This is a genomic window from Rhodococcus sp. W8901, assembly GCF_013348805.1.
GTDB lineage: Bacteria > Actinomycetota > Actinomycetes > Mycobacteriales > Mycobacteriaceae > Prescottella.
The window spans coordinates 1,253,811-1,279,703 of record NZ_CP054690.1 but is presented as its reverse complement, the minus strand read 5'-3'; the positions used below and the strand labels follow the sequence as shown (position 1 = coordinate 1,279,703).

Annotated in this window: 24 protein-coding genes and 1 pseudogene; 13 read left to right on the top strand and 12 right to left on the bottom strand. The window is 69.2% G+C overall.

Annotated elements, in window-relative coordinates; all coding sequences use genetic code 11:
* Positions 1–3 precede the first annotated feature (3 nt).
* From HUN07_RS06060 to HUN07_RS06040, 5 genes are all read left to right on the top strand, one after another.
* Complete coding sequence (locus tag HUN07_RS06060; protein ID WP_114723010.1) at positions 4–741, top strand: response regulator transcription factor; 738 nt, start codon at positions 4–6, stop codon at positions 739–741.
* Positions 738–2,045, top strand: coding sequence for a sensor histidine kinase (locus tag HUN07_RS06055; RefSeq protein ID WP_174908516.1), 1,308 nt, complete (start codon positions 738–740; stop codon positions 2,043–2,045). The genes HUN07_RS06060 and HUN07_RS06055 overlap by 4 nt, the downstream gene beginning before the upstream one ends.
* On the top strand, positions 2,035–4,428 hold the full coding sequence (locus HUN07_RS06050) for a lysylphosphatidylglycerol synthase transmembrane domain-containing protein (RefSeq protein WP_174908514.1): 2,394 nt from the start codon (positions 2,035–2,037) through the stop codon (positions 4,426–4,428). The genes HUN07_RS06055 and HUN07_RS06050 overlap by 11 nt, the downstream gene beginning before the upstream one ends.
* A gap of 154 nt (positions 4,429–4,582) precedes the next feature.
* Positions 4,583–5,665 (top strand): alpha/beta hydrolase, encoded by a 1,083-nt coding sequence (locus HUN07_RS06045; RefSeq protein WP_174908512.1) that lies wholly within the window; start codon positions 4,583–4,585, stop codon positions 5,663–5,665.
* Positions 5,666–5,803: 138 nt separating this feature from the next.
* A complete protein-coding gene (locus tag HUN07_RS06040) occupies positions 5,804–6,112 on the top strand; it encodes a nitroreductase/quinone reductase family protein (protein WP_174908510.1) in 309 nt (102 codons plus the stop codon).
* Positions 6,113–6,188: 76 nt separating this feature from the next.
* Here the strand turns inward: HUN07_RS06040 and HUN07_RS26845 are convergent, their stop codons facing one another.
* From HUN07_RS26845 to pdxH, 6 genes and pseudogenes are all read right to left on the bottom strand, one after another.
* A complete protein-coding gene (locus tag HUN07_RS26845) occupies positions 6,189–6,569 on the bottom strand; it encodes an FKBP-type peptidyl-prolyl cis-trans isomerase (protein ID WP_254622950.1) in 381 nt (126 codons plus the stop codon).
* A pseudogene (locus HUN07_RS26840) lies at positions 6,558–6,914 on the bottom strand (FKBP-type peptidyl-prolyl cis-trans isomerase); the annotation flags it as partial. The pseudogene HUN07_RS26840 and the gene HUN07_RS26845, both read right to left, overlap by 12 nt.
* A gap of 38 nt (positions 6,915–6,952) precedes the next feature.
* Positions 6,953–8,251, bottom strand: coding sequence for a citrate synthase (locus tag HUN07_RS06030; RefSeq protein ID WP_114722932.1), 1,299 nt, complete (start codon positions 8,249–8,251; stop codon positions 6,953–6,955).
* Positions 8,252–8,308: 57 nt separating this feature from the next.
* Positions 8,309–9,229, bottom strand: coding sequence for a carbohydrate kinase family protein (locus HUN07_RS06025; protein ID WP_174908508.1), 921 nt, complete (start codon positions 9,227–9,229; stop codon positions 8,309–8,311).
* Positions 9,222–10,502, bottom strand: a complete 1,281-nt coding sequence (locus HUN07_RS06020) for an MFS transporter (protein ID WP_174914484.1) — start codon at positions 10,500–10,502, stop codon at positions 9,222–9,224. The genes HUN07_RS06025 and HUN07_RS06020 overlap by 8 nt, the downstream gene beginning before the upstream one ends.
* A complete protein-coding gene (pdxH, locus tag HUN07_RS06015) occupies positions 10,502–11,152 on the bottom strand; it encodes a pyridoxamine 5'-phosphate oxidase (RefSeq protein ID WP_174914482.1) in 651 nt (216 codons plus the stop codon). Before pdxH ends, HUN07_RS06020 begins: the two co-directional genes overlap by 1 nt.
* 234 nt (positions 11,153–11,386) lie before the next feature.
* Between pdxH and HUN07_RS06010 the strand changes: the two genes are divergently transcribed.
* The 4 genes from HUN07_RS06010 (at position 11,387) to HUN07_RS05995 (ending at position 15,636) form a co-directional block, all read left to right on the top strand.
* Complete coding sequence (locus HUN07_RS06010; RefSeq protein WP_174908506.1) at positions 11,387–12,514, top strand: citrate synthase 2; 1,128 nt, start codon at positions 11,387–11,389, stop codon at positions 12,512–12,514.
* A gap of 54 nt (positions 12,515–12,568) precedes the next feature.
* Complete coding sequence (serC, locus tag HUN07_RS06005; RefSeq protein ID WP_174908504.1) at positions 12,569–13,687, top strand: phosphoserine transaminase; 1,119 nt, start codon at positions 12,569–12,571, stop codon at positions 13,685–13,687.
* Between the two features lie 252 nt (positions 13,688–13,939).
* Positions 13,940–14,815: a septation protein SepH gene (sepH, locus tag HUN07_RS06000; RefSeq protein WP_174908502.1), complete on the top strand. Its 876-nt coding sequence runs from the start codon at positions 13,940–13,942 to the stop codon at positions 14,813–14,815.
* A 5-nt stretch (positions 14,816–14,820) separates the two neighbouring features.
* Entirely contained in the window at positions 14,821–15,636 is an 816-nt protein-coding gene (locus tag HUN07_RS05995) for a DUF6928 family protein (RefSeq protein WP_174908500.1), read from the top strand.
* 6 nt (positions 15,637–15,642) lie between these two features.
* On the opposite strand, the gene HUN07_RS05990 is transcribed toward HUN07_RS05995, so the two are convergent.
* The 3 genes from HUN07_RS05990 to HUN07_RS05980 are packed head-to-tail and all read right to left on the bottom strand — an operon-like array spanning position 15,643 to position 17,361.
* Positions 15,643–15,921, bottom strand: coding sequence for a DUF2537 domain-containing protein (locus HUN07_RS05990; protein WP_174908498.1), 279 nt, complete (start codon positions 15,919–15,921; stop codon positions 15,643–15,645).
* Positions 15,918–16,724: a TrmH family RNA methyltransferase gene (locus tag HUN07_RS05985; RefSeq protein WP_174908496.1), complete on the bottom strand. Its 807-nt coding sequence runs from the start codon at positions 16,722–16,724 to the stop codon at positions 15,918–15,920. The genes HUN07_RS05990 and HUN07_RS05985 overlap by 4 nt, the downstream gene beginning before the upstream one ends.
* A 31-nt stretch (positions 16,725–16,755) precedes the next feature.
* Positions 16,756–17,361 carry a TetR/AcrR family transcriptional regulator gene (locus tag HUN07_RS05980; protein WP_174908494.1) on the bottom strand — a complete coding sequence of 202 codons (606 nt, stop codon included), beginning with the start codon at positions 17,359–17,361 and terminating at the stop codon, positions 16,756–16,758.
* 70 nt (positions 17,362–17,431) lie between these two features.
* Between HUN07_RS05980 and HUN07_RS05975 the strand changes: the two genes are divergently transcribed.
* Positions 17,432–17,983, top strand: a complete 552-nt coding sequence (locus HUN07_RS05975; protein ID WP_174908492.1) for a hypothetical protein — start codon at positions 17,432–17,434, stop codon at positions 17,981–17,983.
* Between the two features lie 22 nt (positions 17,984–18,005).
* On the opposite strand, the gene HUN07_RS05970 is transcribed toward HUN07_RS05975, so the two are convergent.
* The 3 genes from HUN07_RS05970 to HUN07_RS05960 are packed head-to-tail and all read right to left on the bottom strand — an operon-like array spanning position 18,006 to position 21,998.
* On the bottom strand, positions 18,006–19,757 hold the full coding sequence (locus HUN07_RS05970) for a class I adenylate-forming enzyme family protein (protein ID WP_174908490.1): 1,752 nt from the start codon (positions 19,755–19,757) through the stop codon (positions 18,006–18,008).
* 52 nt (positions 19,758–19,809) lie between these two features.
* Positions 19,810–20,994, bottom strand: coding sequence for a thiolase family protein (locus HUN07_RS05965; RefSeq protein WP_174908488.1), 1,185 nt, complete (start codon positions 20,992–20,994; stop codon positions 19,810–19,812).
* Positions 20,991–21,998: an LLM class F420-dependent oxidoreductase gene (locus tag HUN07_RS05960; protein ID WP_174908486.1), complete on the bottom strand. Its 1,008-nt coding sequence runs from the start codon at positions 21,996–21,998 to the stop codon at positions 20,991–20,993. Before HUN07_RS05960 ends, HUN07_RS05965 begins: the two co-directional genes overlap by 4 nt.
* Before the next feature lie 103 nt (positions 21,999–22,101).
* Between HUN07_RS05960 and HUN07_RS05955 the strand changes: the two genes are divergently transcribed.
* The 3 genes from HUN07_RS05955 to HUN07_RS05945 are packed head-to-tail and all read left to right on the top strand — an operon-like array spanning position 22,102 to position 25,890.
* Positions 22,102–23,325 carry an acetyl-CoA acetyltransferase gene (locus HUN07_RS05955; RefSeq protein ID WP_174908484.1) on the top strand — a complete coding sequence of 408 codons (1,224 nt, stop codon included), beginning with the start codon at positions 22,102–22,104 and terminating at the stop codon, positions 23,323–23,325.
* Positions 23,326–23,335: 10 nt separating this feature from the next.
* Positions 23,336–24,868 carry a carotenoid oxygenase family protein gene (locus tag HUN07_RS05950; protein WP_174908482.1) on the top strand — a complete coding sequence of 511 codons (1,533 nt, stop codon included), beginning with the start codon at positions 23,336–23,338 and terminating at the stop codon, positions 24,866–24,868.
* A gap of 8 nt (positions 24,869–24,876) precedes the next feature.
* Positions 24,877–25,890 (top strand): winged helix-turn-helix transcriptional regulator, encoded by a 1,014-nt coding sequence (locus HUN07_RS05945; protein ID WP_174908480.1) that lies wholly within the window; start codon positions 24,877–24,879, stop codon positions 25,888–25,890.
* Positions 25,891–25,893: the final 3 nt, after the last annotated feature.

Sequence of the window (25,893 nt, the reverse complement as noted above, 5' to 3'; positions counted from 1 at the left end):
ATCATGCACGAATCGGACCCTCGTTCCAGGCACAATGCTCACGTGACCACACCCGCGACGGTCCTGGTCGTGGACGACGACCAGGATGTTCTCGCCTCACTCGAGCGTGGGCTGCGGCTGTCCGGATTCACCGTTCTCACCGCGGCCGACGGCGCGATCGCGCTGCGGGTGATCGCCGACGTCGAGCCCGACGCTCTCGTGCTCGACATGAACATGCCCGTGCTCGACGGCACCGGTGTGGTCACGGCGCTGCGCGGGATGGGCAACGACATCCCGATCTGTGTACTCAGCGCCCGCAGCTCGGTCGACGACCGCATCGCGGGCCTCGAATCCGGCGCGGACGACTACCTCGTCAAACCGTTCGTCCTGGCCGAACTCGTCGCCCGGATCCGCGCGATGCTGCGACGCCGCTCGGCCGCCGCCGGCCCCGGCACCGAGCCGCCGCTGACCGTCGGCCCCCTGTCCATCGACCTCTCGGGCCGCCGCGTGTGGCTCGACGACACCGAGATTCCGCTGACCAAGCGGGAATTCGAGCTGCTCGAGGTGCTGGCCCGCAACGCCGGCGTCGTGCTCAGCCGGGAACGGCTACTGGATCTGGTGTGGGGCTACGACTTCGTCGCCGACACCAACGTCGTCGACGTCTTCGTCGGCTACCTGCGGCGCAAGTTCGAAACCGACGGCACACCGAGGCTGCTGCACACGGTGCGCGGCGTGGGATTCGTTCTCCGGGAACCGGCGTGAGTCGCCCGCATTCGCTGCGCGCGCGGGTCGCGATGGCGACGGCACTGGGAGCGACGATCATCGTCGCCGCCGTCGGCGTCTACCTCGCGCTCGCGATCGCGCGGAACAACCTGCAGCAACTGGACCGACGCCTCGAGACCGCGTCGCGGGTGCTGGTCGTCAACGCGCCCGCCGCCGCACCGTTCCTCAACGTCCTCGGCGACGGCGGAGCGTTCGCGGTCACGATCCGGGCGGGCGACAAGGTCGTCTCCAGCACGTCGAGCCGGCTTCCCGCGCTCGACCTCGGGTCGCACACCGTCGACGTCGGCGGCACCCCGTTCCGAACCTTCACCGCCCCGCTCGGGCCCGAATCCACGGCGCTGCTGTCTGTGGCCGTTCCGCTCGCGGAGGCGCAGGATCCGACGACCGAACAACAGCAGCAGGTCGCGCTCGTGGGTGTGCTCGCGATCGTCGCCGCGGGCGGCCTCGGCTGGATCTTCGGTGGGCGGGCGGTGCGGCCCCTGGTCGAACTGACCCATCGGGTGAGCCGCCGCGACCGCGACCTCGCCACCGCCGCGTCCGGGGTCCGCGAGGCCGACGAACTGGCCGCGGCCGCCGGCGCGATGCTGCAGGACGTCTCCGATGCGCAGTCCCGCACCGCCGCCGCCCTCGACACCGCGCGCGACTTCGCGGCCGCCTCCGCACACGAACTGCGAACCCCGCTCACCGCGATGCGGACCGACCTCGAGGTGCTCGACACGCTCGATCTGTCCGACGACCAGCGCGCCGAGATCCTCGGCGACCTCATCCGCACCCAGGGTCGCGTCGAGGCGACCCTCACCGCGCTCGAGCGCCTCGCGTCGGGCGAACTGTCCAGCGAGAAGGACCATGTCGACACCGATCTGACGGAGCTGTGCGACCTCGCCGCCGAGGACGCACAGCGTCAGCACCCCGGCCTCACCGTGACGGTCGACGCCCCACCCGGTCTCGTGCTGCGAGGACTGCCGGCGGGACTGCGGCTGGCGCTCGACAACGCCATCGCCAACGCCTTCCGTCACGGCGGCGCGCGACACGTGTCGATCGGCGCAGGCCGGGACGCGCCAGGCACCGTCACCGTCACCGTCGACGACGACGGCACCGGCATTCCCGAGGAGGAACGAACCGAGGTGTTCGAACGCTTCCGACGCGGCAGCGGCGCCGCGAAGGGCGGGTCCGGACTGGGCCTCGCGTTGATAGCTCAGCAGGCCCACCTCCACGGGGGCCGGGCGCGGTTCGAGGACAGCCCGCTCGGCGGCGTGCGACTGGTGGTGTCCCTTGCGAGTTGACGGGCGCGACATCCCGGTCACCGGCAGCCTCCTGCAGCCGTTGGTCCGGCGCACGAGCGACATCCTGCGGGTGGTCATCGCGCTGACCCTGCTCGGCGCGGTCATCGCCGGTTCGGTGATCACCCGCAGCGAATGGGACGCGCTCGAGACGTCGGTGTCCGACATCGTCGGCATCCTGTCGCCAGGGGTCTCGGACACCGTCTATCTCCTGTACGGGGTCGCGATCCTCGCGCTGCCGTTCGCGATCCTGATCCAGCTGATCGTCGGACGCCGCTGGAAGCTGCTGGCCGGCTACGCCGCGGCCGGGCTGATCGCGGGGCTCGCACTGTCGTTCACCGGGACCGGGCTGGCCGCTCCGCAGTGGCACCTCGACGTCTCGGACCGCCTCAACACGTTCCTGTCCCAGTTCCTCGACGACCCCCGCTGGATCGCGATGCTCGCGGCCGTCCTGACGGTGTCGGGGCCGTGGCTGCCGAAGCGGTGGCGGCGACTGTGGTGGGCGCTGCTGCTGGCGTTCGCGCCGATCCACCTGATCGTCAGCTCCATCGTGCCCGCGCGCTCGATGCTGGGGCTGGCGGTCGGCTACCTGGTCGGCGCCGTCATCGTCCTGGTGGTCGGCACGCCGGCGTTGGAGGTGCCGCTCGAGTCCGCGGTGGAATCGCTGGAGCGGCTCGGTCACCGCATCACCGCGTTCCGGGTGATCGCCCCGGCCGGCAGCGGTCCGCTGATCCTCGGCGCCTCGCGCGACGACGGAGAGCCCGAACTGATCGTCGAACTGTACGGACAGAATCAGCGCAGCCGCGGCGCGATCCGACAGGTCTCGCAGTGGCTGGCGCTGCGCAGCAGCGAGAGTGCACCGGTGCACGCGTCGCTCGCGCGGGCCGTCGAGCACCGCGCCCTGATGGGCATCGCGGTCGCCGATGCGGGCCTGGCGGCGTCCAAGCCGATCGCGGTGTCCGCCCTGGACCGTGGATGGCAGCTGTACGCGCACCCCGTCTCCTACGGCGCCCCCGTCGCGACGCTGGCCACCGATCACCCGGAACCCCGCGACACCCTGCTCGAGATGATGTGGCGATCGCTCGGCGAACTCCACACCAACCAGATCACCCATGGAGACCTGCGGGCGAGCGAGATCCGGATCGACGACGGCCGCGCCCTGTTCGACGGGTTCGCGTACGCCGAGCTCGGGCCGACCGAGGCACAGGTCCTCTCCGACACCGCGCAGTTGCTGCTGACCACGGCAGCGTTGTTCGGCGTGGAACCGGCCGTGCGGGCCGCACTGGACGCTCAGGGCCGCGACCGGATCCTCGCCGCGTCGGGTCGGCTCACCAAGTCGGCGATGCCGTCGCGGCTGCGCAAACACGTCCCCGATTCGTCGGCGATGCTCTCGGCGATCCGCGACGAGGTGGGCCGGCAGACCGACATCGAGAAGATCGCGCCCGAACAGGTCACCCGCTTCACCCGGAACCAGATCATCCAGCTGGTGCTGCTGATCGGCCTGGTCTACGTCGCGTACCCGTTCATCAGCCAGGTCCCCACGTTCCTCACCGAACTGAAGACGGCGAACTGGTGGTGGGCACTGGCCGGGCTGGTGGTGTCGGCACTCACCTACGTCGGGGCGGCGGCGGCACTGTGGGCGTGCGCATCCGAGCTCGTGCGCTACCGGGACCTGCTGATCATGCAGGTGGCGAACACGTTCGCCGCCACCACCACCCCGGCCGGCGTCGGCGGGCTCGCACTGAGCGTGCGTTTCCTGCAGAAGGGCGGTCTCGGCACGGTCCGCGCCACGGCGGCCGTGGCGCTGCAGCAGACCGTGCAGGTGGTCACCCACATCGCGCTGCTGATCTTCTTCAGCGTGGCGGCCGGGCGCGACGCCGACCTGTCGCACTTCGTCCCCAAGGGCACGACGCTGTACCTCATCGCGGGCATCGCCCTCGGTGCGATCGGCACGTTCATGTTCATCCCGAAGGCGCGACGCTGGCTCAACGACGAGGTCCGCCCACAGCTCACCGAGGTGCTGGGGTCGCTGACCCAACTGGCGCGCAGCCCGGGCCGATTCCTGCTGATCGTGCTCGGCAGCGCGGGCACCACCCTCGGCGCCGCGCTCGCCCTGTGGGCCAGCGTCGAGGCGTTCGGCGGCGGCACCACGTTCGTCACCGTCACGATCGTCACGATGATCGGCGGCACCCTCGCCTCGGCTGCGCCGACGCCGGGCGGTGTCGGCGCCGTGGAAGCCGCACTCATCGGTGGCCTCACCGCTTTCGGGCTGCCCGTGGGGATCGCGGTACCGTCCGTACTGCTGTACCGCGTCCTGACGTGTTGGCTGCCGGTCTTCTGTGGCTGGCCTACCTTGCGTTGGTTGCAGAAAAACGACATGGTCTGATGGTTTGTGTTCGATAATTCTGGAACGTGTCGAGAACTTTCGGGCAACCCGTAGCAAATCGTGACGTAGACCCGATAGCGAAAGTGATATACACACGTCCAGCACCGTGGGAGCACAGCCGCGCTCCCCGGCCGACCACCGAAGGCGAGTAAGTATGCGTGTAACCAAGAAGTCCCGCCGGCTCAAAGCGTTGATCGGCGCCACGACGGCGACGGTCGCCGCACTTCCCGTGTTCTTGGGGGCCGGGGTGGCCACGGCCGCAGCGCCGGGAACCGACGCAGCCAAGGTCGAGGCGGCTGCCCAGTCGAACGGCGGCACCAAGCTGGTCTCCGCCAAGCAGGGCACGGGCAACAAGATGTCCCTGGTCGTCCGCTCCGAGTCGATGGGCCGGGACATCCCGCTCGAGGTGATCCGTCCGGCGGACACCTCCAAGCCGGCCCCCACGCTCTACCTGCTCAACGGCGCCGGTGGTGGCGAGGATTCGGCTTCGTGGCAGAAGCAGGCCGACATCGGCACGTTCTTCGCGGGCAAGCAGGTCAACGTCGTCACCCCGATGCAGGGTGCGTTCACCTACTACACCGACTGGCAGAAGGCGGATCCGTCTCTCCACGGCGCCAACAAGTGGGAGACCTTCCTCACCGAGGAACTCCCGCCGGTCATCGACTCGGCGCTCGGCACCACCGGTGTCAACACGCTCGCGGGCATCTCGACGTCGGGCACCTCGGTGTTCAACCTCGCGCTCAAGGACCCCCAGCTGTACAAGGCCGTCGGCGCGTACAGCGGCTGCGCGGACACCGCGACTCCGGTCGGCCAGACCTACATCCAGATCGTGATCGCGGCCCGCGGCGACGCCGACACCGAGAACATGTGGGGCCCGGTCGGCAGCCCGGACTGGATTGCACACGACCCGATCATCAACATCGGCAAGCTCAGGGGCGGCCCCAAGCTGTACGTCTCCAACGCGTCCGGCCTGCCCGGCCCGCACGACACCCTCGACAGCCAGGGCATCAACGGCAACGTCGGGACGCTGGCCAACCAGGTCGTCGTCGGCGGCATCATCGAGGCTGCGACCAACGAGTGCACCCACCGACTGTTCAACGCGGTCAACGCCAACGGCATGGGCGAGCAGGCGTTCTTCGACTTCAAGCCGGCCGGCACCCACTCGTGGGGCTACTGGCGTGACGACCTGAACAACTCGTGGCCGATGCTGGCCGACGCCATGGGCACCCCGCGGTAGTCATCCGGCGGTAGCTTCACCACGCTGCGACAAGGGCGCTCCGGCTTCGGCCGGGGCGCCCTCTCTCGTCCCGCAGAGTCCCGCGAGCGGCTCATACTGGTCGTGTCCCGTACCGACCCGGAACGAGGAGACGCAGCCATGACCTTCAGCCACCCACGTGGAACCCGGGGAGCACGCCCACCGCACGGACGCATGGTGCGCTGGGTCGACAAGTTCGCGATGGGCCGGGTCCGGCGCGGCGGCAGGTTCATGAACCTGGCCGCGCACCCCGACCGGGTGACGATCGAGGTGGGCGGCGAGTCGATTCCGGTGACGGCACGCGAACTCCAGGACACCGAGCGCGACGACGCCCGGGCGACGATCACGGCGGCGGCGCCGCAGTTCACCGAATACGAACAGAAGACCGATCGTGAACTGCCGGTCATCCGGCTGACCCGCCGGTCCTGAGACGACCGAGCCCGGACACGACTCGGGCCCCGCACCGAGGAACGGTGCGGGGCCCGAGTTCTGTTGCTCTACAGGACTACTGGGTGCCCAGCAGGTCGATGACGAACACCAGCGTCTTGCCCGACAGCTGGTGACCGGCACCGGCCGGACCGTACGCGAGCTCCGGCGGAACCGTGAGCTTGCGGCGACCGCCGACCTTCATGCCGGGGATGCCTTCCTGCCAGCCCGGGATGAGCCGGTTCAGCGGGAACGCGACGGACTCCCCGCGCAGGAACGACGAGTCGAACACCTCGTTCGTGTCGTACTCGACACCGTGGTAGTGGACATCGACGACGCCGCCGGGCTGAGCCTCCGCGCCGTCACCGACCTCGATGTCCTCGATGACCAGCTCGGCCGGGGCCGGGCCGGTGGCCGGCTCGATCTCGGGAGCGGGCGGCGGGACGACGACGTCGAGCAGGTCGATGACGAACACCAGTGTCTTGCCCGACAGCTGGTGGCCGCCGCCGGCCGGACCGTACGCGAGCTCCGGCGGGATCGTCAGCTGACGCCGACCACCCACGCGCATGCCCGGGATGCCCTCCTGCCATCCGGCGATGAGGCCGGCGAGCGGGAAGGTGATGGATTCGCCACGGCTCCACGAGGAGTCGAACTCCTCGCCGGAGTCGAACTCGACGCCGAGGTAGTGGACCTCGACCTTGGCGCCGGGGGTGGCCTCGGGGCCGTCACCGACGACAATGTCCTTGATGACGAGTTCGGTGGGCGCGGGGCCCTCCTGGAAATCGATCTCGGGCTTGGTGCTCATGGTGTGTTGTCCGATCAGTCGTAGTCGGGCAGGACGGGTCAGCGGCCCGACAGGTCCACGTAACCGCGCTGGGTGTAGCCGGTGTAGATCTGACGCGGGCGGCCGATCTTGGTGGCCGGATCCTCGTGCATCTCACGCCAGTGTGCGATCCAGCCGGGCAGGCGGCCGAGCGCGAAGAGCACTGTGAACATGCGCGTCGGGAAGCCCATCGCGCGGTAGATCAGGCCCGTGTAGAAGTCGACGTTCGGGTACAGCTTGCGCTCGACGAAGTAGTCGTCGGTGAGCGCCGTCTCCTCGAGGGTCATCGCGATCTCGAGCAGCTTGTCGTCACCGCCGAGCTTGCTGAGGATCGAGTGCGCGGTCTCCTTGACGATCGCGGCGCGCGGGTCGTAGTTGCGGTAGACGCGGTGACCGAAGCCCATGAGCTTCACGCCGTCTTCCTTGTTCTTGACCTTGCGCACGAAGTCCTTGGCGTCGCCGCCGTTGGCCTTGATCTCGTCGAGCATCTCGAGCACGGCCTGGTTGGCACCGCCGTGCAGCGGGCCCCACAGCGCGTTGATGCCGGCGGAGACGGACGTGAACAGGTTGGCGTCCGACGAGCCGACCATGCGCACCGTCGACGTCGAGCAGTTCTGCTCGTGGTCGGCGTGCAGGATCAGCAGCATGTCGAGTGCCTTGGCGATCTCGGGATCGACCTCGTACGGCTCGGCCGGGAAGCCGAACGTCATGCGGAGGAAGTTCTCGACCAGGCTCAGCGAGTTGTCCGGGTACAGGAACGGCTGGCCGACGGACTTCTTGTACGCGTACGCCGCGATGGTGGGCAGCTTCGCGAGAAGTCGGATGGTGGACAGCTCGACCTGCTCCGGATCCTCCGGATCCAGCGAGTCCTGGTAGTACGCGGACAGCGCGTTGACGGCGCTCGACAGCACCGGCATCGGATGCGCGTTGCGCGGGAAGCCGTCGAAGAACCGCTTGAGGTCCTCGTGCAGCAGCGTGTGTCGACGGATCTTGTCCGTGAACGACTCCAGCTGGGCTTCGGTGGGCAGCTCCCCGTAGATCAGCAGGTAGCTGACCTCGATGAACGTCGAGCGCTGCGCGAGCTCCTCGATGGGGTATCCGCGGTAGCGCAGAATGCCCTGTTCACCGTCGATGTAGGTAATAGCGGAACTGGTGGACGCGGTGTTCACGAAGCCCGGGTCGAGCGTCGTGTAACCCGTGTTGGCAAGGAGCTTGCCCAGCTCGATGCCGTCATTGCCTTCAGTCGCCTTGGCGATGGACATTGTGTGCTCGCCACCGGGGTAGCTGAGTGTGGGTTTGTTGTCATTCTCAGCGGGCACGGAAGGATCCCTCTCAAACTCAGACCAGTGAGTAACTTCGTAACATTCAAGTAGAAACTAGCCGCCCGTGAGCTCCGATGCCCACGGAGGGTCCGCCGCAGGCCTGGAAACGGTGACCGCGGCCGCTCGCGCCGCGAATTCCAGGGCGTCCTGCCATTGTCCCCCGCCGAGGCCCTCGACCGAATCCGAATCCAGCGCGCGATGCTCGTCGAGCCAATGCAGCAGCGCACCGTGAACGGTGTCACCTGCACCGATGGTGTCCGCGACGGGAACCCGGAAACCGGGAACCTCTACGCGGAACCGACGCGTCCGCACGCTCAGACCGTCGGCGCCGTGGGTGGTGACGACCGCGGCGACCCCGCGGTCGAGCCACTGCGCCGGCGTCGTGCCGTCCACACCCCGTCCCAACCATTGGACGTCGTCGTCGGAGACTTTGACGATGTCGATCGACGGCAGCAACTCGGTGAAGCGGCGGCGGTAGTCGGCGGGGAACACGTCCGGCCGAATGTTGGGGTCGACGATCGTGAGCCGCCCCTCGCCGTGGCTGCGGCGCAACAGATCCGTGTACACGCTCGCGCCGGGTTCGAACACGAGCGAGAGCGTGCCGAACGACACCGCGGCCGCCGATGCCGGCAACGGTCCGGGATCGGCGACGAGACGATCGGCGGTGCCGTCGGCATGAAACGTGTAGCCGGCACCGCCGTCGGGGTCGACGGCAGCGACGGCGAGCGTCGCGGGTTCGGGTCCCCGCTGCGTGATCGAGACGTCGACACCCGCCGCGACCAGCGCCGCGAGCAGCCGTTCCCCGAACGAGTCGGTGGAGAGCCTCGAGCAGAAGGCGACGCGGCTGCCGAGGCGGCCGAGTGCGATCGCGACGTTGAACGGGCCGCCGCCGAGGTGCGCCGCGAACGTGGTCTCCCCCGTCGGCACCAGGTCGACGAGGGCCTCACCGCACACGACGATTCGCGACTCAGACATGTTCGGGGCTACCCGATCGGCTGACGCGGTACCGGACGAACGCCGGGAACGCCAGCATCGACCCGACCACCCCGATCACCACCAGGACGCCTCCGCCCGCGGACGCGACGGCGGTGCCGAACAGGAAGGCCGCGCCGCCGTGCAGCACGTCGCCGATCCGCGGCCCGCCCGCGACGACGACGGTGAACACGCCCTGCAGTCGGCCGCGCATGTCGTCGGTGGCGACCTGCTGCAGCATCGTGGAACGCAGTGCCGCCGAGACCATGTCGACGGCACCGCCGAACGCGAGGAAGCCGAGCGCGAGCCACAACAGCACCGCGGAGCTGCCCGGGGTCGAGATCCCGACGACCACGCCGAAGCCGACCATCGCCAGCCCCCACAGCACGATGCAGACGATCACCGCACGGCCCTGGTAGCGGATCCGCGGCAGCCACCCGGAGAAGACGCCGCCGAGGACCGCGCCCGCCGACATCGCGGCGAACAGCAGCCCGAGTGCGAGCCCGCCGCCGCTCGGGTCGCCGAAGGTGTCCTCGGCGATCTGCGGGAACAGCGCGCGCGGCATGCCGAACACCATCGCGATGATGTCGACGACGAACGACGCCAGCAGCACCTTCTGGGTCGCGAGGTACGTGAAGCCCTCCCCCAGCACCCGCAGGCCGACGCGGCGCGCCTCCCCGGTCGGCGGCAGCGCGGGCAGCTTGATCACCGCCCACAGCGTCGCGAGCAGCGCGAGCGAGTCCAGCAGGTAGATCGTCGCGAAGCCCAGGTGCGGGATGAGCACGCCCGCGAGCAGCGGACCGGCGATCGCACCGAACTGCATCACCGTCATGTTGAGCGAGTTCGCGGCGGGCAGGTCCTTCAGCGGCAGCAGGCGGGGGATGATCGCGCTGCGGGTGGGCGAGTTCACCGCGAAGAACACCTGTTGCAGCGAGAACAGGCACAGCAGCAGCCACACGTTGTTCACCCCGGACGCGGCCTGCAGCCACAGCAGCACCGACGTGCCGATGAGCCCGAGCGTGGTGATGATGATCAGCTTTCGGCGGTCCATGACGTCGGCCAGCGCGCCGCCCCACAGCCCGAAGATGACCAGCGGGACCAGCCCGAACAAGCCGGCGAGGCCGACGTACGCCGAGTTCTGCGTCATCGCGTAGATCTGCACCGGCACCGCGACCACGGTCAGCTGACCGCCGATGACCGTGACGATGCCGCTCGTCCACAGCCGGCGGTAGTCGGGATTGCGCAGCGGTGTGGTGTCGGCGAGCAGTCCCCGCATCACGGCTGGAGGCGTTCGACGATCCACACACCGTCGACCAGACGGGTGCGGATCCGGTTGTGCATGCGATTGGGTCGGCCCTGCCAGAACTCCACCGACTCCGGTCGGATCCGGAATCCGCCCCAGTGTCCCGGGACCGGGATGTCCCCGTCGACGGCGAACCGCTCGCCCGCCTCGATCAGTGCCGCCTCGAGTTCGGCCCGGGAGCCGATCGGCCGCGACTGCTGCGACGCCCACGCCCCCAACTGCGAGCCGCGGGGCCGGCTGGCCCAGTAGTCGGAGGTCGTGTTCTCGCTGGTTCTTTCCACCGGGCCGCGGACGGTGATCTGCCGGGCCAGCGGAATCCAGGTGAACGTCACCGACGCGTAGGGGGTGGCCGCGAGTTGACGGCCCTTGTCGGAGTCGTAGTTCGTGAAGAACAGCACCCCGTCGGCGTCGAGTCCCTTGCACAGCACCGTTCGCGTGCAGGGGTGTCCGGCGGCGTCGACGGTGCCGAGCACCATCGCGTTGGGTTCGGGCAGTGCGGCCTGGACGGCGTCCTCCACCCAGTGCCGCGCCAGCGCGGGCCAGCCGTCGTCGAGCCACGACGGTTCCAGATCGGGGTCGACGACGGGCCGTTCGGGTCCGATCTCGCCGTAGCTCACCCGCATCGCGGAGAGGTCGGACTTCCGGGAACCCCGGCGTTGGGAATCTGGTGACACAGCCTCAGACGCTACCCCCGGGTATGCGCTGACCAGGTGACCGGTGACACCGGCTAAAGTTTGGGTACCAGGCCCGGCGGCGCATCCCGCACCTGACAGTTACCGCAGTAGTCGAAGGCTGATTCGGTCCAAGGCAGTGCACCCCTCACCGGGACGCACTCGGATGAGGAGAGTCCAGGAGCAATGGCACCAAGCGCTGTAGTACCCGAGGATTTCGTCAGCGGCCTCGAAGGCGTCGTCGCCTTCACCACTGACATCGCCGAGCCCGACAAGGACGGCGGCGCGCTGCGCTACCGCGGTGTCGACATCGAGGACCTGGTCGGTCGTCGTGTCACGTTCGGCAACGTGTGGGCCCTGCTGGTCGACGGTCGATTCGGCCCCGGACTGCCCCCGGCCGAGCCGTTCCCGCTGCCCATCCACACCGGCGACGTCCGCGTCGACGTGCAGGCCGGCCTGGCGATGCTCGCCCCGATCTGGGGCTACCAGCCGCTGCTGGACATCGACGACGAGACCGCCCGCGAGCAGGCTGCCCGCGCGTCCGTCATGGCACTGTCCTACGTCGCGCAGTCGGCCCGCGGGATCTACCAGCCCGCCGTCCCGCAGAAGCTGATCGACGAATGCCCCACCGTCACAGCACGTTTCATGACGCGCTGGAAGGGCGACCCGGACCCCGCGCACATCGAGGCCATCGACGCCTACTGGGTGTCGGCCGCCGAGCACGGCATGAACGCCTCCACCTTCACCGCGCGCGTCATCGCGTCCACCGGCGCCGACGTCGCGGCCTCGCTGTCCGGCGCGATCGGCGCGATGTCCGGCCCGCTGCACGGCGGCGCCCCGGCCCGCGTGCTGCCGATGATCGAGGAGACCGAGCGCACCGGCGACGCCCGCGCACTGGTCAAGGGCATCCTGGATCGCAAGGAGAAACTCATGGGCTTCGGTCACCGGGTGTATCGGGCCGAGGATCCCCGCGCCCGCGTGCTCCGCGCCACAGCCAAGCGCCTCAACGCCCCCCGCTTCGAGGCGGCTGCCGCCCTCGAGCAGGCCGCGCTGGCCGAACTGCGCGAGCGTCGCCCCGACCGCGCGATCGAGACCAACGTCGAGTTCTGGGCGGCGGTCATCCTCGACTTCGCCGAGGTCCCGGCGCACATGATGCCCGCGATGTTCACGTGTGGCCGCACCGCCGGCTGGTGCGCGCACATCATGGAGCAGAAGCGTCTGGGCAAGCTCGTCCGCCCGGCCGCGATCTACACCGGCCCCGAGCCCCGCACCCCCGACTCGGTCGAGGGCTGGGACCAGATCTCGCACAGCTAGACCAGTTGGACCGTCACCACAACCGAGCACAACCGAGAAGGACATCTCACGCCGATGAGCACTCCGATCATCCCCGCCGACCTCAAGCCCGTAGACGGCCGCTTCGGTTGCGGACCGTCGAAGGTCCGCCCCGAACAGCTGCAGTCCCTGGTCGACGTCGGCGCCTCGGTGTTCGGCACCAGCCACCGGCAGAAGCCCGTCAAGGACGTCGTCGCCCGCGTGCGTTCGGGCCTGCGCGACCTGTTCTCGCTGCCCGAGGGCTACGAGGTCGTGCTCGGCAACGGCGGCTCCACCGCGTTCTGGGACGCCGCGGCGTTCGGTCTGATCCGTGAGCGTTCGCAGCACTTCACGTACGGCGAGTTCTCGTCGAAGTTCGCGTCGGTCGCGAAGAACAACCCGTTCATCGGTGACCCGATCGTCGTCTCGAGCGATCCGGGCACCGCGCCGGCGATCGTCGCCGACGGCTCCGTCGACCTCATCGGCTGGGCGCACAACGAGACCTCGACGGGTGTCGCCGTGCCGGTGTCCCGCCCGGCGGGCTCGGAGAACGCGCTCATCGCGATCGACGCCACCTCGGGTGCCGGCGGTCTGCCGGTCAACGCCGCCGACGCCGACGTCTACTACTTCGCGCCGCAGAAGTGCTTCGCCGCCGACGGTGGCCTGTGGATCGCGCTGATGAGCCCGGCCGCGCTCGAGCGTGTCGCCGAGATCAAGGACTCGGGTCGCTGGACGCCGGACTTCCTGTCGCTGCCGATCGCGGTCGACAACTCCACCAAGGACCAGACCTACAACACCCCGGCGCTCGCGACGCTACTCATGTTCGAGAACCAGATCGCGTGGATGAACGCCAACGGCGGCCTGGACTGGACCACCGCGCGCACCAAGGATTCGTCGGAGCGCCTGTACTCGTGGGCCGAGGCCTCCGAGTACGCGACGCCGTTCGTCGCCGATCCGGCATACCGCTCGCAGGTTGTCGGCACCATCGACTTCGCCGACTCGGTCGACGCGGCCGCGGTCGCGAAGATCCTGCGCGCCAACGGCATCGTCGACACCGAGCCGTACCGCAAGCTGGGCCGCAACCAGCTGCGCATCGGCATGTTCCCGGCGATCGATCCCGAGGACATCTCGCAGCTCACCAAGAGCATCGACTGGGTCGTCTCGCAGCTCGGCTGATCCCGCACTACCTCTGAAGGGAGGGGCGGTCACGAATTGCGTGACCGCCCCTCCCTTTCGTCTTCGTCGTCCGCGCGCCCCGCCGCCCCGCGATTTGCGCACGTATCGGTCCCGGGGACGCCCGCGAAACACCGATACGTGCGCAAATCGCGAGGAAACGTATTCACACGCGTGTCTTTCCTGCACACGGGTCACAGATGAATTACAGTCGATTCCGGCGTGATCGCGAGTCGGCGCGATGAGGAGGACAGTGTGCGAGAGCTGCGAGTGATCGGTCTCGAACCTGGCGGCGCGCACGTAGTGTGTTCGGATCCAGATACCGGCGAAAAGTTCCGGCTCCCCGCCGATGACAAGCTCCGCGCGGCCTCTCGCGGAGACATCGCTCGACTCGGCCAGATTGAGATCGAAATGGACAGTCAGCTTCGCCCGCGAGAGATCCAGGCCCGTATCCGCGCCGGCGCATCCATCGAACAAGTCGCCGAGCAGGCGGGCATTCCGTACTCCAAGGTGGAGCGCTACGCACATCCCGTGCTTCTCGAACGCAGTCGCGCGGCCGAGATGGCACAGGCCGGTCACCCGGTCCGCCCGGACGGCCCCGCCGTGGACACCCTGTCCGAGATCGTCGCGCAGGCCTTCCGAGCCCGCGGCCACGACATGGACGCCGCCACGTGGGACGCGTGGAAGGACGAGGACGGCCACTGGGTGGCCCAGCTGCAGTGGCAGGCCGGACGGAGCACCAACGCCGCGCACTGGCGCTACCAGCCGGACGCGCACGGCGGCACCATCAACTCCCTCGACGACGCCGCGGTCCAGCTTATCGACCCCGACTTCGGGCGTCCGCTCCGCGGGCTGACTCCCGTCCCCAGCGACGGCATCTACGGCCCGGCCGACATGGAGCAGGACCACGATCACGAGGCCGCGGAAGACTCGTCGATCATCTTGGCGGACAACGACATCGAAGAGGAATCGGCGGAGCAGGTCGACACGCCGGAGCCCGTCGACGAGGCCGAGCACGACGAGCCGAAGACCGCACCCCAGCACACCCACGGCAAGGACAAGCGCGGTAAGCCCGCACTGCCGTCCTGGGACGACGTTCTGCTGGGCGTTCGGAGCAACGGGCGCGGCTGACGTCAGTGCTGGGGGTCAACGCATCCACCATCTGGTACGTCGACGCCACCGAGCCCGCCTCGGTTCTGCGTGACGCGGAACCGGACCGGGACGCCGCCCGCGACCTCGTCGGGCAGTTGCATCCAGGGCTCGAGGTGTCGTATCTCGGCGACGAACCGTTGACGGACGCCGCGAAACCTGAAGCGGGCGAGGTGATCGCCGGCTGGTACCCCGGGGTGGTCGTCGTCCGCACGGGCGAATCCCTGCCGCCGGTCCCGTCTTCACTGGTGGAGCACTGGATCCACCCGACGGGCTTCCGCCACACGTTTCTCTGCTCGTCGAGTCCGGTGACGAAGGCCGGTTCGTGGGGCGCGTTCGCGCACTGGGACCACGGGGAACTGAAGCGATCGTTCAGCGCCACACCGGTTCACATCATCGAGGACCTCGGCCTCCCACAGGTGTGGGAGCGTCCGTTCTGGGCCGGGGAGCATCCGGTGCGCCCCTCGCTGGACGTGTTACCGGACCCGCAGACGCTGCCGTTCAATCCCGGCGAGTTCGCGGAGGCGGCACCCCGGGGCTGGCTGGGCGACGACCTGGATCCGGCGTCGATCACGGTCTCGCGGTTCGCGGTGCACCCGTCCGGACAGGTTCCCGAGTCGGTCCTCCGACTCGAGGAGGCGCGCCGCGCGGAACCGGCCCGGGAGCAGGAGGAGCCTGGCGCACCGGACGAGCACAGCGAACCGAACGAGCACAGCCAGCCGGAGGACGGCAGCGACCAGGAGTCGGTGCCGTCACCGAAGAGGCCGTCGCTGCTCTCCCGCCTGTTCCGTCGCGACCACTGACCGACGTCAGAGGGCCCCGAAAAACAGCGCGGCCCAACCGAACACCACGCCGGCCCCGACGCCGTACACCACCCAGCGCCATACCGGCCGGTGCCGCCAGCGCCACACGGTGGGGGCGGCGCCGCCGACGACCACCAGGTTGAAGCCGACCGCGAGCAGCACGTGGATGTGCGCCAGCGCGGACCCGAAGGCCACCACGGCGACCAACGTCACGAGCGCCGCGAAGCCACTGACCAGCAGTCCCGTGCACCACGGGGTGGGTGGCGACGCCGGACCTGCCGTCACGAGCCGGTCCGGATGCGCTCGTAGAACGCCATCGCAGCGGCGGTCGCGACGTTGAGCGAGTCGGTGCCCGGCGCCATCGGGATGCGGGCGCGCACGTCGGTGACGCGCATCGCGTGCTCGGTGAGGCCGGGGCCCTCCGCTCCGAGCAGCACCGCCACCTTCTCCCCCGTCATCGCCTCGGCCAGTGGCACCGCTGCAGGATCGGGGGTGAGCGAGATCAACTGGAAGCCCTTGTCGCGCAAAATGTTCAGCCCACGCGGCCACTCGGGGACCTGCGCGAACGGTACGCGCAGCACGTGCCCCATCGACACCCGTACCGCGCGGCGGTAGAGCGGGTCGGCGACGGCGGCACCGAACAGGATCGCGTCCACACCCAGGCCGGCGGCGTTGCGGAACATCGAGCCGATGTTCTCGTGGTCGTTGACGCCCTCGAGCACCGCGACCGTCCGCGCGTCGCGCAGTGCGTCCTCGACGTCGAGCGGAGGCGGCCGGTGCGCCGCAGCGAGCACACCCCGGTTGAGATGGAAGCCCACCACCTCGGCCATCACGTCGGCCGTGGTTCGGTAGAACGGCACGTCCACGCCCTCGAGGTCCGCGGACAGCTCGCCGAGCCGGCGGTCCACACCCAGCAGGCCGATCGGCGCGTACCGGGACGCAAGCATCCGCTGGACCACCAGCACACCCTCGGCGATCACCAGCCCCTTGCCCCCGGGCAGGTCCGGCCGACGATCCGACGAGTTGAGGTCTCGGAAGTCGTCCAGCCGGGGATCGGCGGGGTCTGCGATGTCGATGACGTGAACCACGGATCCATCGTGCCGTATGGGTGGTCGACGGCTAGCGGGCGCTCCCGCCCGCCGCGAACAGCGCGGCGAAGTGTGCGTCGAGGACGGCGTGGATCTGGTCGGGACCGATCCGGTGGGGGTGGTTGAGGCCGTGTGCCGCGAGGCCGTCCACCAGGGCGTGCATCCGCATCGCCTCGACCTCGACCGCGGACGCCGCGAGCACCCCGGCCTCCGCGAGCAACCGAGTGGCTCCCAGGAAGCCCTCGTACACCGCGAAGTCGGAGCGGTCGCGCACCTCGGCGAGCGCGGGATCGGCCTGGGCGGCGACGGTGAACGCCTGCCACACCTCCATCTCGCCGCGACGGTCGTCGTCGAGGGGGACGAACTGCTCGGCCAGAACGCGCACGTCGGCCCGCAGATCCCCACTGAACTCGATCCCGGCGATGCGGTCGTAGACCCGTTTGGTGACGAGTTCCATCGCGAAGAGCAGCAGTTCGGACTGGGTGCCGAAGAAGTGCCGGAGCGACCCGGTCGACATGCCCGCCTCGTCGGCGACGGTTCGCACGCTGGCCGCGCCGATGCCGTTGCGGCGGATCACGCGCAGCACGGCGTCGGCGATCTCCTCGCGTCTGCATTCGGGGCTCGACCTCTTCACCACATCGCAAAACTAACACGACTGTGCTAGCTTTCGAACAACTAACACAGTCGTACTAGAAACGGGGTCGAGCATGATCGTCCAACTGATCGTCGTGTGCGAGATCCTCTTCTGGGTGTTCCTCAGCGCTGGCCTCGTCGCCCGCTACCTGCTGCGCCGCCCCGCCCTGGGTGCCGCGCTACTCATCGGCGCACCGCTGGTCGACGTAGTGCTCCTCGTCGCCACCACGATCGACCTGCACAGCGGCAGTGCGGCGTCGTGGAGTCACGGCCTGGCGGCCGCCTACATCGGCTTCTCGGTGGCGTTCGGGCACAGCATCATCCGCTGGGCCGACGCCCGATTCGCGTACCGGTTCGCCGGCGGGCCGGCCCCGGTGAAGCCGCCGCGGCACGGCGCGGGCCGGGCGATCCGCGAGTGGCGCGAGTTCGGAAAGGCCGTGATCGCGTGGGGCATCGCGTGCGGATTGCTGTCCGCGGCGATCGCGATGGTCGACGACCCGACCCGCACCGCAGCCCTGTCCGACTGGATCGACACCCTCACCGTCGTACTCGGGATCTGGGGCGTCATCGCCCTGAGCTACACGGTGTTCCCGGCACGGGCGAAGGCGGTCGAGCGGCGGACGTAGAAGGGGGCGGTCGGCGGGCAGCTCACGTCCTCGACTGCAGCCTGTCGCGCAGATCTCGGCGCAGTATCTTGCCGACGGGGTTCCGAGGGATGCTCGCGACGATCTCGAGTCGCTCCGGCAGCTTGAACGAGGCGACCTGGTGGGAACGTAGGTGTTCGACAAGATCGGCGAGAGACACGTCGGACGCGCCGGCCGGCACCACTACGGCGCAGCACTTCTCTCCCAGGACCTCGTCGGGATACCCGACGACCGCGACGTCGCCGACGGCCGGATGTTCGAAGAGCAGTCCCTCGATCTCGGCGGGGGCGATGTTCATGCCGCCACGGATGATGATCTCCTTGATCCGGTCGACGAACTCGAGGTATTCCCCGTCGGTGCCGCCCAACTCGAACACGTCTCCGCTACAGAGGTAGCCCTGGTCGTCGAACGGGCTCGAGGTAGCGGTGCCTTCGAGGTATCCACCGAACACGGTCGGCCCCACGAGGCGTAGTTCACCGCGCTCGCCGACCGCGTGCACATCGGCACCCGAGACCGGATCCACCAGTCGGACCGCCGTCATCTTCGCGACCCGCGTTGCCCATTCCTTACCCGGTGCACCGTAGTTCGGCAGGTGACGGGCGCGCACCGTCGGATCCGGAATGTCGGAGGGTGCGCCGAGCAGGCACACACCCTCGTTCGAACCGAAGAAGTTGAGGACCTCGATGCCGAACTCTTCCTGCCACCGACGCACCACGGCGGGTGGCAGCGGCGCACCACCCGAACCTACGCGCTGCAGGGATGTCAGATCGACCGAGTCGCGGAGCTCGTCGCGCTGCAGCAGCATCGTCAGGATCGCCGGAGGCATCGCAGTATGGGTGACGCGGTGCCGCTCGATCTGGGACAGGAAGACGGGCAGGTCGAGCGGCTGATGCTGAACGAGGTGACCGCCGCCGAGCAGCCAGGGCAGGAACGCGCCGGCGAAGCCCGCCATGTTGACCATCGGAAACGGGTTCAGGATCACCGACGACGTGTCGGTCTCGAGCCCGTCCTGGGCGGCTTGCCCGCTCGCGAACCAGTCTGCGTGACACCGGGGCACACCCTTCGGCGCGGCCTCGGTCCCACTGGTCCAGCAGATCGTGATCCGGTCGCCGATCGTGACGTGCAGATCGTCGATGTAGCTGCGGGCCTGCGCCTTCGCGGCGTCGTTCACTTCTGGGTCCATCGGCACTGCGCGCACGTCGGCATCCGGCCCGAACGCGAACACCGTCTCCAGGCCGACGCCCGAGTCGACGAGCTCGAGAGCCTCGGCCGCGAGGTCGCGGTCCGTGAGCCGGCCCACCGTCACGATGGCCACCGCCCCCGTCGCACGGCAGATGTTCGACAGCTCGTGCTGCCGGTACGCGACCGGGGCCGGGCTCGCAACCGCCCCGAGCCGCCACAGGGCAAGGTAGGTCGCCACGAGCGACACCGTGTTGGGCAGCAGCACCACCACGACGTCGCCCTGCCGGATCCCGTTCTCGTACAGTCGTGCCGCGATATCGTCCACGCGTTCCCCCATCCGGGTCCACGTCACGGTCTCCGGCACGGCGCCGGTGAGGGCGGGCAGGTTCACCGGATCGGACACCGCGTCCTCGTGCGGTCGAGTGGCGACCCAGTCGTCGAACGCGTCGAGCAGCGTGGTGGTCCGCCACCACCCCTTCTCGACGTAGTCGCGGATCTTGCTCTCCGAATGGCACAGCACGGCGCCGCGACTACTCGATCCGGAAAGTGTTGTGGCGGTTAACTCTCGGGGCATGGCTACCTTCCTCGACTGAGCGGGGGAACGGGTCTGGAATGTGGGATGTTCGTCATCGGAGGCGACGCACGACCAGGGCGGAGCCGAGGCCCAGCGCCGCCGGGATCGTGATCAGAGCGTGTTCGCCGTCGACGCGGCGCAACGCGTCCAACGCCGACACCAGCAGGTTGCCGCCCGTCGCACCGAGCGGGTGCCCGACGGCGAGCGCCCCGCCGACGGGATTGACCCGCGCGGGATCGAGGTCCAACTCCCGTGTCAGCAGCAACGGGCTCACCGCGAACGATTCGTTGGCCTCGACGACGTCCAGATCGTGCGCACCGATTCCTGATCGGCGCAACGCATCTCGCGCGGCGTCGACCGGAGCATCGAGCAGCGGCGAGCGGACGGCGCGGTGCGAGACGGCGACGATCTCGGCGACCGGCCGACGACCGCGCATCGGCCCCGCACCGGGGCTCCCGATCACGACCGCCGACGCGCCGTCCGCGAGTTGCGGCGCCGTCGCGATGGAGTGCAAACCCTCGGTGGGCGGCTGCATCTCGGGCAGTCGGCGCTGCACCAGCCCCCAGGCCGGGTCGTCCCCGAACAATGCCGGCAGAGCCGCGAACTGTGCCGCACTCGCGTCGTGGCGGGCACCCTCGTCGACCGACAGGATCACCTCGTCACCACGACGCACCGGCACCACGGACTCCGACGACGGCGCCGACGACGCGCGCCGGTGCGACTCCACGGCGTAGACGTCGAGCTGATCGCGAGTGAATCCGTGCACCGTCGCGGTCGCATCGGCGGAGACACCGATCGTGACGAAGCCGGTCCGCTCACCGAGTTCACCGTCCGTCGCGATCGCGGGGGCGTCGGAGAGCATCGGCACCCTCGACATCGACTCGACGCCGCCGGCAACGATCACGTCGGCGTGCCCTGCGACGACCTTCGCCGCGGCGGTGCCGAGTGCCTCGAGCCCCGAGCAGCACAGGCGCGTCACGACCGAACCACCGACCGCGTCGGGCCAGCCCGTGTACAGCGCAGCGCCGCGCGCGAGGTTGCCTGCCTGCTCGCCGGTGACGGTGCCGATCCCGACCACGACGTCGTCGACCCGCTGGGGGTCGAGGCCGCGCAGTTCCAGCGCGCGCAGCAGGTGCGCGAACAGAACGTGCGGCGGTATCTCCGCCAGCGTGCCGCCGCCGCGCCGTACCCGCCCGCGCGGCAGGCGGACGGCGTCGAACACCAGCGCCCGGCTCACGCGAGGATCTCGGCGGCAGGGGCGCACGCACGCGCCACGACGTCGAGCGTCCGGGCTCCGCCCGGGTCGTCGGCCGAGGTCGCGGGCACCACCACGATCTCGTCGGCACCCGAGTCTCGGTACGCGGCGAGACGTCGAGCCACGGCGCCGGCGTCTCCGAAGGCGCCGATCACGGCTGCGAGGTCGTCGGTGACGGCACCGTAGATCTGTTTAGGAGTTGCTCCACTACGCGCGATCTCGACCGCGGTGGCGAAGCCGGCGTCGGCGAACATCTCGGCGTACCCGGGGGCCGCGAGATAGCCGACGACAGCGCGGCGGAACGACTCGAGGTCCGCGGCACTGGGGTCCACCGCGGCCGTGACCCACACCGAGACTCGCGGACAGGGCCGGCCGGCCGACTCCGCCGCCGCACGTACGACGGATACGCACCGCGACACCTGCTGCGGTGTAACGAGATTGAGCACCACACCATCCGCCTCGCGGGCGGCGACAGCGAGCGCCTGCGGGCCGAAGGCCGCGATGACGAGCGCCGGGTCGGTGGCCGGCAACCTGAGCCGGAACCCGCGGGCACGCTCGACACGACCGTCGAAGTCCGCCTTCCGCCCCGCGGCAACCTGCCGGACGATGCGGGCCGTCTCCTCCAGATGGATTGCGGGACTGAGCCTCGTACGACCGTGCCATCCCTCGACGACCACCGTGCTGGACGTGCCGATCGCCAGATCGACACGCGCGCCCGTCAGCGCGGCGACGCTGGCCGCGCCGAGTGCGATCGCCACCGGCGTACGGACGTCCACCGCCAGTGGTCCGACGCAGAGCGGCAGGTCCGGAACCCTGGCGCCGATCGCCGTGGCGAGCGCGAAGGCATCGAAGGTCGCCATCTCGCCGACCCAGAGACGGTCGAATCCCAGGCGGGCGGTTTCGTCGGCGACGGCCAGCGCATCGAGCGGCGGGCGGTCCTGCCAGTACGGGAGGCTCACGCTCAGTCGCGGCTCCGAGGTCTTCATCGCGTCGTCATCCTCACTTCGAAAGAATGAGTGGCCTTCATCACTCTGTTAGTTGTAGTCTGACGCGCATGGAACCGCAAGACCCGAGGAGACAACAGCCGACATGGACACAGACGCGATCAGAGTGATCGGTGGCTACCAGACAGATTTCGCCCGCAACCTGACGAAGGAGGGTCTCGATGTCGCAGACCTGACCCGAGAGGTCGTGGAGGGCACGCTCGCGGATGCGGGAGTCACCCCCTCCGACATCGACGTCGTGCACGTCGGCAACGCATTCGGGCAGCTCTTCACCGGCCAGGGCCACCTCGGCGCGATGCCGGCCTCGGTCGTGCCCGGATTGTGGGGCGCACCCGCAACCCGCCACGAGGGCGCCTGCGCGTCGGGGTCACTTGCACTCCTCGCCGCAATGGCAGATCTCGAGTCCGGCAGGTACGACTGCGCGCTGGTCGTCGGCGTCGAACTCGAGAAGACCGTTCCCGGCGACCTGGGTGCGCAGCACATGGGCGCCGCGGCATGGGTAGGCCACGAGGGATCCGACGCAAAATTCATGTGGCCCTACATGTTCGGAAAGATCGCCGACGAGTACGAGCGGCGCTTCGGCCTGAACGAACGCCACCTGTGGTCGATCGCGGAACTCAATGCCCGCAACGCGGCCCGCAATCCGCTGGCCCAGACCCGCGGCTGGGACCGGACCGAGGCGTCGTTCACCGACGACCTCGTGGCCAACCCGCCGGTGGAGGGCCGGCTGCGGAAGGCCGACTGCGGACCCCTCACCGACGGCGCCGCCGGAGTGGTCCTGGTCCGCGCGGACCACCCCGTGCTCCGCTCCGGCGGGGCGACGTCGAACCAGTCCCGCATCCTGGGCTGGGGGCACCGGACCGTGGGGCTGTCACTCGAGGACAAGCTCTCATGCAGCGCCGACGACCCCTACGTGGCTCCCCACGTGCGGGCTACGATCCGGGATACGTTCGGCCGCGCGGGGATCGACGGTGTCGACGCCCTCGATCTGATCGAGACCCACGACTGCTTCACCGTCAGCGAGTACCTGGCCATCGATCATTTCGGGATCACGCCGCCCGGCGAGAGCTGGCGCGCCGTCGAGAACGGCGACCTCGAGATCGGCGGCCGAATCCCCGTGAACCCGAGCGGCGGCCTGCTCGGCGTCGGCCATCCGGTGGGCGCCACCGGAATTCGTATGCTGCTCGACTGCCACCGCCAGGTGACCGGCCGGGCGGGCGCGAACCAGGTGCCCGACGCGCGCCGCGCCGCAATGTTGAACTTCGGCGGAAGCACCGCAACGACAGCCAGTTTCGTGATCGGACAGTAGGAGGAACCACATGGAGATCGAGGTACTCGGGCGCGCCCTGACGACGCTGCCGGCCGACGACGACCATCCGTACCGCACGGGGGCGTGGCGCCCCCAACATGTCGAGCGCAGCGCCGACGATCTCGAGGTGGTGGGCGAGTTGCCGAGCGACCTCGACGGCGTCTACCTCCGCAACACCGAGAACCCGGCGCATCCGGCCTTGGAGGGCCGGTACCACCCCTTCGACGGTGACGGCATGATTCACGTCGTCGGCTTCCGCGACGGAAAGGCTTTCTACCGCAACCGTTTCGTCAAGACCGACGGATTCCTCGCCGAGCAGGAGGCCGGTGGCCCGCTGTGGGCGGGCATTGCCGAGCGGCCGGAGAAGTCGATCCGGCAGGACGGCTGGGGCGCCCGGGGTCGGATGAAGGATGCGTCGAGCACCGATGTCGTGGTCCACGGCGGCGTCGCCCAGACCAGTTTCTGGCAGTGCGGCGACCTCTACCGGCTCGATCCGACGACGCTCGAGACCCTGGGGAAGGCCACGTGGCACGGCGACTTCCCATCGGCCCTGGGCATCTCGGCGCATCCCAAGGTCGACGAACGCACCGGCGAGTTGTTGTTCTTCAACTACGGCACCGATGCTCCGTACATGCATTACGGCGTGGTCGACGCCGACGACCGCCTCGTGCACTACGTCGACATCGAGTTGCCGGGTCCGCGCCTGCCGCACGACATGGCGTTCACCGACAACTACGCGATCCTCAACGACTGCCCCCTGTTCTGGGTTCCGGAGGCCCTCGCGGTGGGCAAGTACGTCTCCCGGTTCCATCCGGACGTCCCGCTACGACTGGGCGTGATCCCACGCCGCGGAAACTCGGATCAGATCCGGTGGTTCGAGGCGGACCCGACGTACGTCCTGCACTGGACCAACGCGTACGAGAGCGGCGACGAGATCATCCTCGAAGGCTTCCACCAGGAGCATCCGGAGCCCGAAGACACCGGAGACGGCGGACCCTACCAGCGGATGTTCCGCTTCCTCGCGCTCGACCGCATGGGCACGCACCTGCACCGATGGCGGCTGAACATGCGCACGGGAGAGGTTCGGGAGGAACGTCTTTCGGAGACGGTGACGGAGTTCGGCATGATCAACCCCGCGCATGCGGGGCGCAGTCACCGCTACACCTACGCGGCGACCGGGCTTCCGGGCTGGTTCCTGTTCAACGGCCTGGTCAAGCACGACACCGTCACGGGGAACGAGGAACACTTCGCGTTCGGGGAGGGCGTGTTCGGCAGCGAGACCGTCATGGCCCCGCGGATCGGGTCGACGTCCGAGGACGACGGCTACCTGGTGACCATTACCTCGGACGTCAACCGGGACATCTCCGAGTGCCTCGTGTTCGACGCCGCGCGCGTCGCCGACGGACCGATCGCGCGGATCCGCCTGCCCGAACGGATCTCGAGCGGCACGCATTCGACGTGGGCGCCGGGGTCGGCGCTCCCCCGTTGGCGTACGGCGGACAGCCCGACGGACGCGGTGGGACTGGACCGTCCCGGACTATAGTTCGTGGGATGTCCGACGAACATGCCTCCGGCGCGGCGCAGACCGCTCCGACCGCCGGGCGCATGCTCGCACCGGGTGGTGACAACGCGATCGCGGTGACGCTCGGTCTGCTCGGCGACGAATGGAACCTGTGGATTCTCCGCCATTCGTTCCAAGGCGCACTGCGGTACCGCGACTGGATGTCGGTGGGCGGGATCTCGCACGCGGTCCTGTCGGCCCGACTGGCCGCGCTCACGGAGGCCGGACTGTTCGATCGGGTCTGCTACCAGGAGAGACCCGCGCGTTACGAGTACCGGCGCACCCAGTGCGGGCACGCCGTGTGGCCGATTCTGCTCTCGGTGTGGTCGTGGGAACTCCAGTGGGCACCGGACGAGGGCATTCTGCCGAGCATGCGGCACTCCCCTTGTGGACACCAGTTCACACCGGTAACGCACTGCGCCGCGTGCGGTCGTCCGGCCAGCGCCCGCGACGTTGTCGCCGAGATGGGCCCCAGTGGCGGCTGGACCCGCAGCGTGCCCGCGGCGTCGAGTCGGCGGCGGTCCAGCGGCGCGGCCCGGCCGCCGCGAGTACTACCGCACACCATGGAGTTGCTCGGCAATCGGTGGTCCGCGGCGATGCTCGGAGCGGCGTTCTTCGGGGCGCAGCGCTACAGCGAGTTCGCAGAGCGGATGCAGGCGTCACCCACGATTGTGGCGGATCGACTACGGACGTTCCTCGAACTCGGTGTCCTTCGCGAATCGCCCAGCACCGCCCGTACGGACTGGGTGACCTACCACCTGACCGAGAAGGGTCGAGCCTTTTTCCCCGTGGTGTTGTGCATGATCACGTGGGGACAGCACTGGTTTCCTGCACCCGAGGGCGAGGCGATCGTCTTCACACACACTGGGTGCGGGAGGCCGTTCGTGCCGCGGCTCGTGTGCGATCACTGCGAGACGACACTGGAAGCGCGGACCGTCTCGGTGGAGCCCCGCGCCGATCAACACCTCGACAAGATACCGAGCGCCGCATCACCTTCGCGATGACGC

Coding starts and splice junctions, on each gene's coding strand:
- HUN07_RS05945 (WP_174908480.1), top strand. CDS start 24,877: ATGTCCGACGAACATGCCTCCGGCGCGGCGCAGACCGCTCCGACCGCC.
- HUN07_RS06045 (WP_174908512.1), top strand. CDS start 4,583: ATGCGTGTAACCAAGAAGTCCCGCCGGCTCAAAGCGTTGATCGGCGCC.
- HUN07_RS06040 (WP_174908510.1), top strand. CDS start 5,804: ATGACCTTCAGCCACCCACGTGGAACCCGGGGAGCACGCCCACCGCAC.
- HUN07_RS05955 (WP_174908484.1), top strand. CDS start 22,102: ATGGACACAGACGCGATCAGAGTGATCGGTGGCTACCAGACAGATTTC.
- HUN07_RS06060 (WP_114723010.1), top strand. CDS start 4: ATGCACGAATCGGACCCTCGTTCCAGGCACAATGCTCACGTGACCACA.
- HUN07_RS05970 (WP_174908490.1), bottom strand. CDS start 19,757: ATGCCCCGAGAGTTAACCGCCACAACACTTTCCGGATCGAGTAGTCGC.
- HUN07_RS06025 (WP_174908508.1), bottom strand. CDS start 9,229: ATGTCTGAGTCGCGAATCGTCGTGTGCGGTGAGGCCCTCGTCGACCTG.
- HUN07_RS06020 (WP_174914484.1), bottom strand. CDS start 10,502: ATGCGGGGACTGCTCGCCGACACCACACCGCTGCGCAATCCCGACTAC.
- HUN07_RS06010 (WP_174908506.1), top strand. CDS start 11,387: ATGGCACCAAGCGCTGTAGTACCCGAGGATTTCGTCAGCGGCCTCGAA.
- pdxH (WP_174914482.1), bottom strand. CDS start 11,152: ATGCGGGTGAGCTACGGCGAGATCGGACCCGAACGGCCCGTCGTCGAC.
- HUN07_RS05960 (WP_174908486.1), bottom strand. CDS start 21,998: ATGAAGACCTCGGAGCCGCGACTGAGCGTGAGCCTCCCGTACTGGCAG.
- HUN07_RS05950 (WP_174908482.1), top strand. CDS start 23,336: ATGGAGATCGAGGTACTCGGGCGCGCCCTGACGACGCTGCCGGCCGAC.
- HUN07_RS05975 (WP_174908492.1), top strand. CDS start 17,432: ATGATCGTCCAACTGATCGTCGTGTGCGAGATCCTCTTCTGGGTGTTC.
- serC (WP_174908504.1), top strand. CDS start 12,569: ATGAGCACTCCGATCATCCCCGCCGACCTCAAGCCCGTAGACGGCCGC.